Raw genomic sequence first — 14,902 nt, 5'->3', positions numbered from 1 at the left:
AACATGCTTAAAAAACGAATCATAGCAGTAGTCATCGTGAAGGACGATATCGTAGTACAGAGTATCGGCTTTCGTAAATATTTGCCTATAGGCAAACCAGAGATAACATTAGAATTTCTAACCTCATGGGGTATTGACGAAATCGTTTATCTCGATATTTCAGCAACAAAGAATCAAAAACTGCCGAATTACGAAATGATCCGGAGGGCAGCAAAAAAATGTTATGTTCCACTTACTGTTGGCGGTGGGATCAGGCGAATGGATCAAGTTCATGAGTTGATGAGTGCTGGTGCCGATAAAGTTTCCTTGAATCAGATTGCTTGGAGTGAGATTTCCTTCGTTAAGGAAGTTGCCTTAGCTTATGGAAATCAATGCGTAGTGGCATCAGTTGATGTCCTTAAAACTTCAAATGGCTATAAGGTTTACGATTACACAAAAAAACAAGCCACTGGAATGGATCCTACTGATTACGCAAAGAAACTTGCAGACTATGGTGCTGGTGAAATTTTTATAAACTCAGTGGATCGAGATGGAACTTATCTAGGTTATGATTTAGATTTGATTCAGTCGGTTACAAATTCAGTCCATATACCGGTAATTTGTTGCGGTGGTGCGAGAAATGCAGCAGATATGGTTCAAGTTTTTTCAAAAACAAATGTTTCTGCTGCAGCTGCTGCTAACTTTTTTCATTTTACCGAGCACAGCGTTAATGTTTCAAAATCTATTGTTTACAAAAATGAAAATATTCGTTTAGAAACTCATGCAAATTATTCAGAGAATACATTTGATTCTGATATGAGACTCACTAAAAAAGATGATAAGATTTTGGAGGAAATGCTTTTTCTCCGAATTGAAAAAGAGACTATATGAAGATTTGCAGTCGTTGTTTATATTCGGAGCTTCATCCACTCAACATTACATTTGATGAAGAGGGAGTCTGCAGTGGGTGCCGAATCCATGAAGAAAAAGACTTACTCGATTGGAATGCGAGATTTCAAAAATTAAAGCAGATAACAGAGAATTACCGTAACCAATCTGGAAATAACTATGATTGTATTGTTCCGGTTAGCGGGGCAAGGGATTCTTATTTTATCGTACACACTGTAAAAAATGTACTAGGTCTTAATCCTTTATTAGTTACATACAACAAACACTACAATACGGATCTGGGAATTCGCAACTTAGCCAATCTTCGAATCAAATTTAACCTTGATATCATGACACTTACTGTAAGTCCAGAGACGGTAAAAAAGATTACTCGTGGCACACTTCGAAAAATGGGAAGTATCTATTGGCATTGTATTGCGGGCCAAACTGTTTATCCAGTGCAGGTCGCAGTAAAATTTAAAATCCCACTGATCATTTGGGGTGCCCACCAAGGTATCGATCAAGTGGGGATGTTTTCTCATCTTAATGAAGTCGAGATGACTCGAAAATACCGAAAAGAACATGATCTAATGGGTTTCGAAGCGGAAGATCTAATTGATGAATTTGATGGAATTGAAGAATCAGATATTGTTCAGTTTCGATATCCACATGATAAAGAAATTGAGCGAATCGGGGTTCGTGGAATTTATCTAAACAACTATATCCGCTGGGACAGCAAAGCGCAACATGAGAAAATGATTGAGCTTTATGATTATGAAACTGGTGAACAAACACGAACCTTTGATACGTACAATGATGTTGATTGTTTTAATTATTCTGATGTTCACGATTATATAAAGTTTATCAAACATGGATATGGAAAGGTGACAGACCATGTTTGTCGTGAAATACGACTTCGCAGGCTAAGCAGGGAAGACGGAATTAAGTTAATAAAAGAATACTCAATAAAAGAACCTAAAAATCTGAATCAATTTTTAAATTGGATTGGAATGACTAAAAATGGTTTCAAATTCATTTTAGACCAACACCGAAGTCCTAAAATATGGTTTAGGAATGAAAATTGGGAATGGGAACTAAAGAATCCAGATCCATTTCAAAATGAAAATAGGAGAAAATCTGAAGTAGATCAGGTTAGATTGGCTCTCGTTGAAAACGAATGTAAGTTCCGGCATACTCCTAATAAAAGAACAGATTTTCAAGATGAAAAATACATTCTTATTGGAAAAGGATACTATCAGTAATTGTTCCATTTCTCATACGATATTATTTTTTCGGAACTGACCTATGTTAGTTCTTTCTTTGCAATACTAATCAGAGTTTTTTTTCAAAAGGTTTACTATGTAAAACTTACTAGTGGAAAAAGAGAAACCTTTGCAATTTTTCTGAGAAACGTTGGAATAAATCCCTTACCGGTTGCAGATTTAAAAACGATTTCAACTTTCGCAGATGCAGATAGTGACCCCAAAGGATACTCCTGGACCTGGTTAGATAAAAAAATAAAACACTTTCAATTTGATAAGTTGGGAAATTTATTTCCTGGTGTAAAAAATCTAGATGAAAAGGTATGTATATATCTCTTGGATTTTGTTGCATTAAAGCTTACTTCTTTAGGTAGTAAGTTGATTTTTTGGCATGAAAACTTTCCCGATAGAAAAATCATTTTTATTAGTTTCTCTGTTGATGATCTGTCGATTCCTAAACTTCCTGATAACTGTTTAAGGCTAGTGATACCAATTCCAGGTATTCTCGATTTTTTTCGTTTAGTTTTTAAAGTTGTCGTTCGTATCTTTTTAAAAGTTCGAAGTTTGGTTTCATTTAAACCAAAGTTACAAGAAAAATTACGTTCGGAACCTCATTTTGACTGGGGAAAATATGAACATGCTTATGTGACTCATTCTGGTTTAAAATATGGGAGTTTGTATGAAAAGAGTTTATACTATAGTGGAACAGATTCCTTTTTTGAGCCAAAAAATTTAGTTCATTTTGACTATTCTGGATGTAATTCACCTTCGGAAGAACTACCTTGGTTTCAGCTGACACCTGCGAAGAAATTAAGTTTAAAAGATGTGGTTTCCATTAGTCTTAAGTTGGTATTCGCACTAAATTTTCTATCAATAGAATTATCTTCTCTTCCTTTAAAGATTCGAATATTGATTCTTAGTTTAAAATTTCACGCGCATAGAAAAGATCTCTCCCATTTTAAACAACTGAAAAGAGCTTATATTGATTATGATATAGTTTGTCCAAAATCATTAATTTTGGCTTTTGAGTCGTATGGTGTTCTTACGATCGGAGTACAAGAGAGGTTTGTTTATACATATTATAAGTCAGCGACTGTTGTTTTAGACCATTATCTCGTATCCTCTAACGAGAGTCGATTGGTTATGGAACAATCAAGGAATTATTGGTTCACAAACTCTTTACCGGTTGGGCAATACAGAACAGATGAGTTTTTTAGAAAATTTCCCAAGATTACGAATGAAGATTCTGTAGGTGTTTATAATAAAAGAGTTCTGGTGTTAGGTTATCATAGCGACATGACTTGGGTAGAAAGCCAAGTTAACCCTCTTTTGAACTGGCAAGCCCAGGAGCATTTTTTAAATGAGATTATGGAACTTGCAGGTGAATTTAAGGATTCGCTTTTTACTTTAAGATATAAAATGATAGATTGGTTGGAGTTACCATATTTTTCAAAATTGAAATATAGGTTAAAGGAATTTCCTAATATCCAAATATCCCACGAATATGGAATCTCATTTTATAGTTACTATTTAGTGCAGAATTCAGATATAATCATAGGGAAACACACTTCGCTTTTGGATGAAGCGATTTCTATTGGAAAACCTGCATTAGTTCATGACTATTCTCATAACATTAAGTCGATTATTGGTGATACCTTTGATTATTTCGGATCGCGAGTTATTTGTAAAAACTTTGATAGTTTTAAAGAGCGGTTTAAACTTTTGTTAAACGGAGACTTGGATCTAGAACTTGAGATAAAGGAAGTATCCACAAAACTTTACGGTGACTTATCTGATGGTAAAGTGAAAGAGCGGGTTCATTCAGCTATCAAATCTATAAATTAGCCAAACTATGAATATTTTAGCTTTTATACCAGCAAGAGGTGGATCCAAGGGGATACCAGGAAAGAACTTATACCCAATAGCAGGGAATCCATTACTTTTTTATACCATTGATTTGGCAAAAAAATTAGATAAAAATGTCATTCCGTTTTTATCAACGGATGATAGCGATATTAAAGCTTATGGAAGATCCTTAGGTTTGAACGACGATTATCTTAGGCCAAAGGAATTAGCAAGTGATTCCTCCGCTACGATTGATGCGGTGATGCATGCTTTAGAGTGGTTTCAGAAATCGAATGAGGTGCAAATTGATTCTGTCTTACTATTACAACCTACGTCACCCATTCGAATTTTATCAGAAGTGCAAAGTGCTATCCTTAGGTTCAAAGAAAAAAAAATGGAGAGTCTTGTTAGTGTGACTTTAATGCGAGAACATCCATTTGAATGTATTAAGGCAGGTGAGGATTCCTGGTCTTTTTTAGAGAAACCTAGTGGAAAAGTTACGGGAAGACAGGGTTATACAGGAAATTATTACTTTCTGGATGGTTCTTTTTACTTAGCTTCCGTTGATTTTTTAAAAAACAATAAAGCTTTTGTAGTGGAAGGAAAAACCAAACTGTTTGAATCAGAGCTACGTTATTCGATAGATATTGATGAATTAGAAGATATGAAAATTGCCGAAAGCATTTTAGAAAGGAAACTAAAACTATGAAAAATATACTGTTAATTGGTGGAGCAGGGTACGTTGGATCAGTGATTACTGATTTTTTGCTTAGAAATGGCTATAAGGTTACTTGTTTTGACGGATTTTTGTATGATAACCAACGAACTGTACTTCCTTACATTTTGAATGAAAACTACAAATTTATTTGTGGTGACCTCTGTGATGAAGATGCAGTGAAGCAAGCATTAGTTGGTGTTGATTCTGTTGTATTACTAGCCGGATTAGTTGGTGATCCAATTACCAAAAAATATCCCGATTTATCTAAAAAAATAAATGATGATGGGATAATGAATCTTTTCCAAATTATGAATGGAAAGGGAATTGAAAGACTTATTTTCATTTCAACTTGTTCTAATTATGGACTGATTCAAAACGATGAGCTTGCAGATGAAAACTTTGAACTTTCTCCGCTTTCTTTATATGCAAAAGCGAAAGTTGCCGCTGAGAAAGAACTATTGAGTGAAAAAAATAATTTTGATTTTTCTACTGTCGTTTTGCGATTTGCAACTGCCTTTGGATTATCTCCAAGGATGAGATTTGATCTTACCGTTAGTGAGTTTACTAAGGATTTAATTTTAGGAAAAGAATTACTTGTATACGATGCTCATACATGGAGACCATATTGCCACGTAAAAGATTTCGCAAGATTAATTGACATCGTTTTGAAATCCCCTAAAGAAAAAACTCATAAAGAAGTTTTTAATGCAGGTGGCGAAATCAATAATTTTACAAAACAAGGAATTTTGGATATTATCTTAAAGTATCTTCCCAATTCAAAAGTTAGTTTTAAAGAACATGGAAGTGATCCGCGTAATTATAAAGTTAATTTTTCAAAAGTGAAGTCAGTTCTCGGTTTTGAACCTAAATACACAGTGGAAGATGGTGTAAAAGAATTAATTGAAGCGTTTCAATTGAACCTTTTTAAAAATTTAGAACAAGATATCAACTTTCATGGGAATTATACAATAAACTATCCATGATAAAATCGTTTTTAGATCTAGTTAGAGTTCATTACAATTCAGCTGATGAATTCATTCCCCTCCATGCGCCTGTATTTCGTGGGAATGAAATCAATTATGTGACTGAAACCATTAAGTCCACCTTTGTTTCTTCCGTTGGTGCTTATGTAGACCAGTTTGAAGTGATGATGAAATCGATCACTGGTGCGAAATATGCCATTGCAACAGTAAATGGAACAGCCGCACTTCACATTGCACTTCATAGTCTAGGAGTCAGTTCAGGTGATGAGGTCATTACCCAAGCTTTGAGTTTTGTGGCAACGGCTAATGCCATCAGGTATACAGGAGCAGATCCTGTTTTTCTTGATGTTGATTTAGATTCCATGAGCCTTTCACCAGTGGCTTTGTTAGCTTTTTTAGAATCTGAATGCGAATTTAAAGACCAAATTGTAACAAACAAACGAACAGGAAAACGAATCAAGGCCATTGTTCCTATGCACACATTTGGAAATCCTGGTAGGATCGAAGAAATTTGTAAAATAGCAGAAAAGTTCCGATTAGATGTTGTGGAAGACTCAGCAGAATCTCTGGGAAGTTATGTGAATGGTAAACATACTGGATCTTTTGGTCGTTTAGGTGTTTTCAGTTTTAATGGCAATAAAACCGTAACTTGTGGTGGTGGTGGCGCTGTGGTTACTGATGACGAAAGTTTAGGAAAAAGATTAAAACATATTACCACAACTGCAAAAGTTCCACATCCTTGGGAATATTCTCATGATGAATTGGGATTCAATTATAGGATGCCCAATCTAAATGCTGCACTTGCATGTGCACAGTTGGAGCAGTTAGATGATTTTTTAAAAGAGAAAAGAGAACTTTCTTTAAAGTATATTCAGTTTTTTGAAAATACAATGGTAACTTTCAAAAAAGAATTAAAAAATTCTGTTTCGAACTACTGGTTAAATACAATTGAATTTCAATCAAAATCAGATAGAGACAAGTTCCTAGCTGAAACCAATGGGGCAAAGGTTATGACACGTCCCTCCTGGAATCCACTGAACACATTACCCATGTACCAAAACTGTTTTTCTGATTCGTTAAAAAATACGAATCACATTGCAGATCGCTTAGTGAATATTCCCAGTGGAGTGAAATGGAAGGAATCATACTAATCGGAGGAGGCGGTCACTGCAAATCAGTGATTGATGTCATTCGAAAAGAGGGTAAGTTTGAAATTTTAGGAATTGTTGATTCCAATTTACCAGTTGGTCAATTGGTTTTGGATGTGAAAGTATTGGGAAAAGATTCCGATTTAAGTGAATTATCTAAAAAATGCAAAAACTTCCATATAACAGTGGGACAAATCCAATCAAACATAGTTAGGAAAAAAATAGCCAATGAATTAATGGCATTGGGCGCAGAACTCCCTAATATTATCTCTCCCAGTGCTATCGTTTCCTCCTATTCAAAGTTAGGTCAAGGAATCACAGTTATGCACCAGGCAACGATCCAAGCAGATGCTATGATAGGAGATTTTTGTATTATCAATGATCATGCACTCATTGAACATGAAGTTCATATAGGTAAGTTTTCTCATATTGCCACTGGGGCCATTGTTAATGGTAATGTGGAAATCGGAGAGAACGTCTTTATCGGAAGTGGTGCCGTCATTGTGCAAGGTTCGAAAATCCCAGATGGAACTTTTATAAAAGCAAACCAATTAGTCAAATGAAACAAAAAACAATAATTATAGCAGAAGCTGGCGTAAATCACAATGGTGATCTTAAAATTGCCGAAGAACTCATTCAAGTGGCCGCAAAAGCGGGTGCCGATTTTGTAAAATTTCAAACCTTCCAGTCAAATTCGATTTCTTCGAAACTTGCAGGCAGAGCGGAATACCAAAAGGCAAACATGAAAGAAGATGGTTCACAAATCTCTATGTTAAAGAAACTAGAGTTGAATTTTGAGATGCACCAACATTTAATTCAAGTTTGTAAACAAAATAAGATTCAATTTTTATCTACTGCGTTTGATTTACCTAGCATAGATTTACTCATCCAACTAGGAATCAAACTTTGGAAAATTCCTAGTGGCGAAATTACAAATTATCCTTATTTGAAAAAAATCGGCTCACTTAACGGGGAAGTGATCCTTTCTACAGGAATGTCTAATCTCGGTGAAATAGAAGCTGCTCTATCGGTTTTAGAAAATGCCGGAACTCAAAGAGAAAACATAACTGTCTTACATTGCACTACAGAGTATCCTGCTCCAATGAATGAGGTCAATTTGCGGGCGATGTTTGCGATTCAAAACGCATTTGGAGTTAAGGTTGGTTATTCAGATCATACGGTTGGAATAGAGATATCTTTAGCAGCAGTGGCTCTTGGGGCAAATATGATAGAAAAACATTTTACCCTCGATCGAAATTTGCCAGGTCCAGACCACAAGGCAAGTTTAGAACCAAATGAATTGAATGCATTGGTTAGCGGTATCAGAAATATTGAGCTAGCGTTAGGTGACGGTGTGAAAAAACCTTTTCCATCCGAAATAAGAAATATGACAATTGCACGTAAATCACTCATTGCTAAAGAGAACATTCGGAAAGGTGAAATTTTTACTGAACAAAATGTAACAACCAAAAGACCTGGAAATGGAATTTCTCCAATGAGGTGGGATGAGGTAATGGGAAAAACAGCGTTCAAAGACTTTTTAGAAGATGAATTGATTGAGATCTAAACTAAAGATTTTTTCCCATTTTAAATTTTTCAATTTAAAGAGTCATCTGCAATGAATAAAAAAATTTGCTTTATCACTGGAACTAGAGCAGAGTACGGCTTACTCAAAAGATTAATGAAATTAGTTTATGATGCGCCGAATTTTGAAATACAAATCATTGTAACAGGTATGCATTTATCCCCGGAATTTGGACTTACCTATAAGGAAATTGAAGGTGATGGTTTTCAAATCGATAGAAAAGTTGAAATTTTATTAAGCTCTGATTCTTCTGTAGCCATTGGAAAGTCTATAGGTCTAGCTTTAATATCTATAACAGAAGCACTAGAGCAGATGAATCCAGACCTGGTATTTCTAGTGGGAGATAGATATGAAACCTTGGCATGTGCTATAGCTGCAATGGTAACAAGGATTCCTATTGCGCATATACACGGTGGCGAAAGAACAGAAGGTTTGATTGATGAGGCAATTCGTCATTCAGTGACGAAAATGTCTTATTTGCATTTTGTGGCGAATGAGGAATATCGTAAACGAGTCATTCAGCTAGGTGAAAGTCCAGAGCGGGTAAAAGTATGCGGTGGTTTAGGTGTCGATATAATACAAAACACAAAATTATTCTCACTTCAAGAGTTGGAAAATTCTCTTAAGTTCCAATTCAAAGATAAAAATTTGATGGTTACCTTTCATCCTACCACATTGGAAAATGATACATCGGAGGTTCAATTCAAAGAGCTTTTGGAAGTGCTAAAGGAGTATGTTGGAGAGGGGAATGGGCTTATTTTTACAAAGGCTAACTCCGATACCAATGGTCGAATCATCAATCAACTGATCGATGATTTTGTGAGAGCGTATCCAGATTATGCGATTGCCCATACTTCACTTGGTATCCAACGGTATTTATCAGTTCTGAACTTTGTTGATGGAGTCATTGGAAATTCTTCTAGCGGTTTATTGGAAGTGCCAAGTTTTAAAAAGGGAACTATCAACCTTGGTGATCGTCAAAGAGGGAGAATTATGGCGACAAGCGTAATTCAATCAGATTGTGATTATACATCGATTCGGTCAGCTTTGGAAAAATTGTATAGTAACGAATTTCAAGAAAGTTTGAAAAATACAATTAATCCATATGGAGAAGGTGGTGCTTCGGAAAAAATATTCGAATATCTAAAGGAATTAAATTTCGACAACTTGGATGTTAAAAAACCATTTTTTGATGTTAGGTATCAGCTGTGAGAATTCTTTTTATAGGTTGTGTTATTTATTCAAAAAACATCTTAGAATTGTTAGTCGAAAATAAATATAATGTTGTGGGAGTTATTTCCAAGGACGATACAGGGTTCAATTCTGATTATTATGATACTTCTATCATTGCAAAGCAGTACAATATACCTTTTATTAAAACGAAAAATGTAAATGAATTACCTATTCTTGAATGGGTAAGGGAACTGAAACCGGATATCGTTTATTGTTTTGGTTGGAATAGTTTACTTGGAAATGATTTCATTCAAATCCCAAAGAAAGGGGTTGTTGGATATCATCCAGCTTCTCTTCCACAAAATAGAGGAAGGCATCCCGTTATCTGGGCATTAATATTAGGACTGACAGAGACAGCCTCAACATTCTTCTTTATGGGTGAGGGTGCCGATGATGGAGATATAGTCTCTCAGAAAAAGATAATGATAGAAAAAGAAGATACTGCAAGCACACTATATGAGAAGTTAATTCAGGAGTCTCGGACACAGGTGATTGAATTTACGAATCTACTTATAAATAACCAATTAATTGCAAAAAAACAAGACCATAGTCTGGCAAATTCCTGGAGAAAACGTTCCAAAGTTGATGGGGTTATTGATTTTAGAATGTCCGGAGAAAGTATTTATAATTTAGTCAGAGCATTAACTAAACCGTACCCCGGTGCTTTAATCCTTTATAAGGGTGAGGAGTATCCTGTTTGGCAAACAAAGATAGCAGAAACTCCTTATACTAACTTTGAACCAGGGAAAGTTTTAAAAATTTCTGAATCTTCTATTTTAGTAAAATGTGGTTTATCAACAGACGCGATATTACTTGAAAATCATGAATTGCCAGAGACAATACAAGTAGGTGATTATCTTTGAATAAAAAATCAATTATAGTTTTTACACCTCATCCCGACGATGAAACGTTAGGTGCAGGTGGGTTTTTATTATCGAAGAAAAAAGCTGGATATGATCTTATTTGGCTAATAATGACTCATATGAAAGAGGAGTTTGGTTGGACCAAAGACCAAATCAATCGGCGTGAAGCGGAAATTCAAAACGTATCACGAATGTATCCATTTGACTATGTGTATAACTTAGGTTTGGAGCCGACCGGGCTTGATAAATACTCATTTTCTGAATTAATAAGTCCAGTATTGGATATCGTTAAAAAACATCAGCCAGAGATTGTTCTATTACCATCGGCTCAGGATCCGCATACGGATCATAAGATCACTCATCAGATAGGGATTTCTGTTACCAAAAAATTTAGAAACTTAAATATAAAATCTATCCTTGAGATGGAGATATTATCAGAAACAAATTTTGGTGAAATTGATTCTATCGCTGCAAATTTATATGTAGATATTTCTGATTTTTTCGAAAGAAAAGTGGAGATTTTAAAAGAGTATGAAGGTGAATTGGGAGAGCATCCTTTTCCTAGAAGTTTAGATTCTGTGAAAGCATTAGCAATCTTGCGAGGATCACAGAGAGGCACAATGTATGCTGAAGCGTTCCGGATTCTTAAATCTTACGAGTAAGAGTAATAAATAAATGTCCAACCAATGGCATAAAGCACTACTTCGATCAAGTGATTCCATAGAAAAAGCGATACAAAATCTTGAATTAACAGCACTACAGGTTGTATTGGTTGTTGATGAAGGAAATTGTTTACTTGGAACCATCACCGATGGTGACATTCGCAGGGGACTCTTGAAAGGAATGGATATGAATACCCCTGTTCAGGGTATCTTAAACCCAAATTCTTTTGTAGTTACTCCTTCCATGAGCCGAGAATTGGTTTTGCAACTTATGAAAGCCAATAAAATTCATCAAATTCCCATTGTTGATGAAAATCGGAAAGTATTAGGTTTACATGTGTTAGATGAGATTCTCCTTCCTGAAAAAAGAGAGAATGTGTTTGTGATTATGGCAGGAGGGAAAGGTGTCAGACTTCGTCCTTATACAGAAAATTGTCCGAAACCTTTATTGCCGGTAGCTGGGAAACCAATCTTGGAACATATCATTGAAAGGGCAAAGGCTGACGGCTTTCAAAGATTTATTATTTCTGTTCATTATCTCGGACATATGATTGAAGAGTACTTTCAAGATGGGAAAAAATGGGATGTGGAAATTCAATATTTAAACGAGGATAAACCTTTAGGGACAGCAGGTGCTTTGAGCCTCATTCGTGAAAGAATTGAGCATCCATTTTTAGTTTCCAATGGGGATGTATTAACCCATATTCGATATAGTGATTTATTAGAATTTCACCATGATCATCAAGCAGTGGCAACAATGGCAGTTCGTATGCATGAATGGCAACATCCTTTTGGTGTAGTTCATACCAAAGGTGTTGATATCATCGACTTCGAAGAAAAGCCAATCTATAAAACTCATGTCAATGCGGGAATCTATGCTCTTAATCCTGAGATATTTAGTTATTTAAATCAGGATGAATATACAGATATGCCAACTCTCTTTAGTAAGATAAAAGCAACCAAAAAGAAAACAATAGTTTATCCGATGCATGAATCTTGGATCGATATTGGTAGACCAGATGATTATGAATCAGCTGATCAAGTTTTTCAGTAGAATTAGTAAGGATTATATGAATAAGAAAAAAGTTATCATTATTGGCGGAGGAACCGCAGGTATTGTTATTGCAAATCGACTTCAGGAGAAATTTGCGGTAACAGTCATTGATAAAAGTGAGTATAAAGCATATCCATGGCTTTATCGTGTTCCATTAATGATTGGTATTTTATTTAGAAGGAAAAATTCGGAGTATATTCATAAGACAGAGTTTGATTTAGCCAATGGACGTAAAATTCCATTTTATCAATCAAATTTGTTAGGTGGAGCCTCTGTGATGAACGGGGCAGTACATGTTTTTGGTTTTTTATCCAAATGGATACCAATACTTAAGCGATTCGAATTTGAAGTGTCTGATTTAAATGAGAGTCACGAACTACTTTATTCTGAAAACAAAGTAGTGAAAAATAAAATTACCATTAAAAAAGCTCCACTGAACTATATAGACAATTCATTTTTAGAGACTCTCAAAATTCGGGGTATTCCACTCGATAACATGAGTGTCTCTGAGAAGGAAGCATGTGGCCCGATTTTTAATACAGTTCGCACATTCTTTAGAACTTCGGTTCTATCAGTATTGAGTAAAAAGAAGTTTAAGACTGTTTTGAATGAAAAAGTCGAAAGGATTCTTTTTGATGAGAAAGGAAATGCCAAAGGAGTAAAAACGAATCGTTCCACTTATGATTCGGATTTTGTGGTTCTTTCCGCCGGTGTTATGGGTAGCTGTTCTTTATTATTACAACAACAGTTAGATCCAAACTCTCATATCAAAGATCTACATATAGGCAAAGAGATCCAAGACCATACAAACTTAAGAGTAAATGTTTTTGCCAATCATCCACTGAATTCCCTAAACGAGGTATATGCTAGTTTTTGGAAAAAAATGTTTTTGGGAATCAAACATTTTTTAGGAATACCAACTGTGATGAGAGGAACAGGTGCGACCTCTGCGGCTTACCTAGACCTTGATAAAGACGGTGAAATTGATACGAGGATTCAAATCCTTCAATTTTCCGAATCGGGAAGGCACGGAAGTAAGGGCTCTGTATTTAACACCTCTGAGCCAAGTTTTTCAATCTCGATCAATGCTATACATCCATTATCGAAAGGATATGTTTCATATAACAATGGTGAATTGAAAGTGGATCCAAAGTTTTTATCTACGGAAGCCGATATAACTCTCTTGAAACTTGCCATTAAGTATTGTATAGAGCTTTTAAAATCACCACCGATAAGGGATCATGTGAAAGAAATTGATCAACTAGATTTGATGGAGAAAGATCCAGACAAATACATTCAGGACACAATGTATAGTGGCCACCACTTGATTGGTGGATTACAAAATTCGATTACTTCGGACTTTGAATTAAAAAACTGTAAAGGTTTATATGTTTGTGATGCGAGCGTATTTGATCGATTTGTTGCAAGTAATATTCATTCCTCCGTCGTATTACTTGCAGACATGTTTGCAAAGAAATTTATAAATAAGCAAGGTTAGGGAATCAAAAGTGCCTGGATTTGAATTAGTCGGAAAAGAAGAACGAGAAGAGATCAATCAGCTTTTTGATGATGGTGGCATATTATTTGCGCATGGCTTTGATGCGATTCGAAATGGAAGATACCGTGTTCGTGAGTTTGAAAAAGCTTTCGCGGATAAAATTGGAGTAAAGTATGCACAAGCTGTGTCTTCCGGTACAGCCGCAATCAAAGTAGCTCTTTTTGCTGCGGGTGTTAGGCCTGGAGATGAAGTCATCACTCAAGCTTTCACTTTTATTGCAACTGTTGAAGCGATAATAGATTTGGGTGCAAAGCCGATTTTAGTGAATGTTAATGATACTTTAAACTTAGATCCAATCGAGTTAAAAAAGGCCATTACCCCGAGAACAAAGGCAATTGTTCCTGTACACATGTTAGGTGTGGCATGTGAAATGGATAAGATCCAGGAAATTGCCACTGAATTTAATCTCGCAATTATCGAAGATAATTGTGAGTCGCTCGGTGCAAGATGGAACGGTAAATACTTAGGAACAGATTCGCTAGCTTGTGCTTGGAGTTTTGATGCAGGAAAAGTTATTATCACTGGTGAAGGTGGGATGGTAACTACTAATGATGAAGAGGTTTACAAACTCGCTAGAGAATATCATGATCATGGCCATGAATACAATACAAAATTTCCGAGAGGAAGAGATACACATAGAATTCGTGGCTTCAATTATCGGATGAGTGAACTACAGGCTGCCATTGGCTTAGCTCAATTGAAGAAACTGGATTTCATTGTTTCAAAAAACATTGAAAACTATAATATTTACTTTGAAGCTTTAAAGGATCTTCCTAATATTTCTTTTCGAAGAATTCCATATAAATCCCAACCGCTATGTGATTGTTTGATCTTTCAATTGGATACCACAGAAAAGGCAAAATGGGTAGTAACAGAAATGAATCAACAAGGATTGGGAACAAAAAATGTTCCTGATGCGATTGAATGGCATTTTGCCCGTTATTGGGATCATATGTTAGTTGAGCTGGGGATGTCAAAGAAGGAATTAATAGATACTATGGAACCCTCTGAAAGAGAGTTAAGCAGAAGTGTTGCCATACCAATTCTTGTAAAGATGGATAAAAATACCATAACATCGAATGCAGAGAAATTGGTATCAATTTTAAAAAAAGTGAATTAACGAA

Annotated in this window: 14 protein-coding genes; all 14 read left to right on the top strand. The window is 35.5% G+C overall.

Translation table 11 applies throughout. The annotated features are described in order from the left end of the window. Positions 1-3: 3 nt before the first annotated feature. The 14 genes from hisF to EHR07_RS18230 are packed head-to-tail and all read left to right on the top strand — an operon-like array spanning position 4 to position 14,898. On the top strand, positions 4-870 hold the full coding sequence (gene hisF / locus EHR07_RS18295) for an imidazole glycerol phosphate synthase subunit HisF (protein WP_135746477.1): 867 nt from the start codon (positions 4-6) through the stop codon (positions 868-870). Next, positions 867-2,129 carry an N-acetyl sugar amidotransferase gene (locus EHR07_RS18290; protein ID WP_135746476.1) on the top strand — a complete coding sequence of 421 codons (1,263 nt, stop codon included), beginning with the start codon at positions 867-869 and terminating at the stop codon, positions 2,127-2,129. The genes hisF and EHR07_RS18290 overlap by 4 nt, the downstream gene beginning before the upstream one ends. Then, positions 2,130-3,974 (top strand): hypothetical protein, encoded by a 1,845-nt coding sequence (locus EHR07_RS18285; RefSeq protein WP_135746475.1) that lies wholly within the window; start codon positions 2,130-2,132, stop codon positions 3,972-3,974. Positions 3,975-3,981: 7 nt separating this feature from the next. Then, positions 3,982-4,683, top strand: coding sequence for an acylneuraminate cytidylyltransferase family protein (locus tag EHR07_RS18280; RefSeq protein WP_135746474.1), 702 nt, complete (start codon positions 3,982-3,984; stop codon positions 4,681-4,683). Beyond that, positions 4,680-5,675: an NAD-dependent epimerase/dehydratase family protein gene (locus EHR07_RS18275; protein WP_135746473.1), complete on the top strand. Its 996-nt coding sequence runs from the start codon at positions 4,680-4,682 to the stop codon at positions 5,673-5,675. Before EHR07_RS18280 ends, EHR07_RS18275 begins: the two co-directional genes overlap by 4 nt. Beyond that, positions 5,672-6,826 (top strand): LegC family aminotransferase, encoded by a 1,155-nt coding sequence (locus EHR07_RS18270; protein ID WP_135746472.1) that lies wholly within the window; start codon positions 5,672-5,674, stop codon positions 6,824-6,826. Before EHR07_RS18275 ends, EHR07_RS18270 begins: the two co-directional genes overlap by 4 nt. Beyond that, positions 6,808-7,386 (top strand): NeuD/PglB/VioB family sugar acetyltransferase, encoded by a 579-nt coding sequence (locus tag EHR07_RS18265; RefSeq protein ID WP_135746471.1) that lies wholly within the window; start codon positions 6,808-6,810, stop codon positions 7,384-7,386. Before EHR07_RS18270 ends, EHR07_RS18265 begins: the two co-directional genes overlap by 19 nt. Then, positions 7,383-8,390, top strand: a complete 1,008-nt coding sequence (neuB, locus tag EHR07_RS18260; RefSeq protein WP_135746470.1) for an N-acetylneuraminate synthase — start codon at positions 7,383-7,385, stop codon at positions 8,388-8,390. Before EHR07_RS18265 ends, neuB begins: the two co-directional genes overlap by 4 nt. A gap of 51 nt (positions 8,391-8,441) precedes the next feature. Next, positions 8,442-9,620, top strand: coding sequence for a UDP-N-acetylglucosamine 2-epimerase (neuC, locus tag EHR07_RS18255; RefSeq protein WP_135746469.1), 1,179 nt, complete (start codon positions 8,442-8,444; stop codon positions 9,618-9,620). Further along, entirely contained in the window at positions 9,617-10,504 is an 888-nt protein-coding gene (locus EHR07_RS18250) for a methionyl-tRNA formyltransferase (protein WP_135746468.1), read from the top strand. Before neuC ends, EHR07_RS18250 begins: the two co-directional genes overlap by 4 nt. Continuing rightward, complete coding sequence (locus EHR07_RS18245; protein WP_135746467.1) at positions 10,501-11,166, top strand: PIG-L deacetylase family protein; 666 nt, start codon at positions 10,501-10,503, stop codon at positions 11,164-11,166. The genes EHR07_RS18250 and EHR07_RS18245 overlap by 4 nt, the downstream gene beginning before the upstream one ends. 13 nt (positions 11,167-11,179) lie before the next feature. Next, positions 11,180-12,220: a nucleotidyltransferase family protein gene (locus EHR07_RS18240; RefSeq protein WP_135746466.1), complete on the top strand. Its 1,041-nt coding sequence runs from the start codon at positions 11,180-11,182 to the stop codon at positions 12,218-12,220. Between the two features lie 16 nt (positions 12,221-12,236). Further along, a complete protein-coding gene (locus EHR07_RS18235) occupies positions 12,237-13,718 on the top strand; it encodes a GMC oxidoreductase (RefSeq protein WP_167483394.1) in 1,482 nt (493 codons plus the stop codon). A 10-nt stretch (positions 13,719-13,728) separates the two neighbouring features. After that, positions 13,729-14,898, top strand: a complete 1,170-nt coding sequence (locus EHR07_RS18230) for a DegT/DnrJ/EryC1/StrS family aminotransferase (RefSeq protein ID WP_167483393.1) — start codon at positions 13,729-13,731, stop codon at positions 14,896-14,898. The last annotated feature ends 4 nt before the right edge of the window (positions 14,899-14,902 follow it).

It is taken from the genome of Leptospira bandrabouensis, assembly GCF_004770905.1.
Taxonomy (GTDB): Bacteria; Spirochaetota; Leptospiria; order Leptospirales; family Leptospiraceae; genus Leptospira_A; species Leptospira_A bandrabouensis.
Note: the sequence above shows the minus strand (reverse complement) of the source record. Positions and strands in the feature narration are given on the sequence as shown.

What these genes read in the sequence shown, in the direction of transcription:
- hisF (WP_135746477.1), top strand. Translation starts at nt 4, where the DNA reads ATGCTTAAAAAACGAATCATAGCAGTAGTCATCGTGAAGGACGATATC.
- EHR07_RS18290 (WP_135746476.1), top strand. Translation starts at nt 867, where the DNA reads ATGAAGATTTGCAGTCGTTGTTTATATTCGGAGCTTCATCCACTCAAC.
- EHR07_RS18280 (WP_135746474.1), top strand. Translation starts at nt 3,982, where the DNA reads ATGAATATTTTAGCTTTTATACCAGCAAGAGGTGGATCCAAGGGGATA.
- EHR07_RS18275 (WP_135746473.1), top strand. Translation starts at nt 4,680, where the DNA reads ATGAAAAATATACTGTTAATTGGTGGAGCAGGGTACGTTGGATCAGTG.
- EHR07_RS18270 (WP_135746472.1), top strand. Translation starts at nt 5,672, where the DNA reads ATGATAAAATCGTTTTTAGATCTAGTTAGAGTTCATTACAATTCAGCT.
- EHR07_RS18265 (WP_135746471.1), top strand. Translation starts at nt 6,808, where the DNA reads ATGGAAGGAATCATACTAATCGGAGGAGGCGGTCACTGCAAATCAGTG.
- neuB (WP_135746470.1), top strand. Translation starts at nt 7,383, where the DNA reads ATGAAACAAAAAACAATAATTATAGCAGAAGCTGGCGTAAATCACAAT.
- neuC (WP_135746469.1), top strand. Translation starts at nt 8,442, where the DNA reads ATGAATAAAAAAATTTGCTTTATCACTGGAACTAGAGCAGAGTACGGC.
- EHR07_RS18240 (WP_135746466.1), top strand. Translation starts at nt 11,180, where the DNA reads ATGTCCAACCAATGGCATAAAGCACTACTTCGATCAAGTGATTCCATA.
- EHR07_RS18235 (WP_167483394.1), top strand. Translation starts at nt 12,237, where the DNA reads ATGAATAAGAAAAAAGTTATCATTATTGGCGGAGGAACCGCAGGTATT.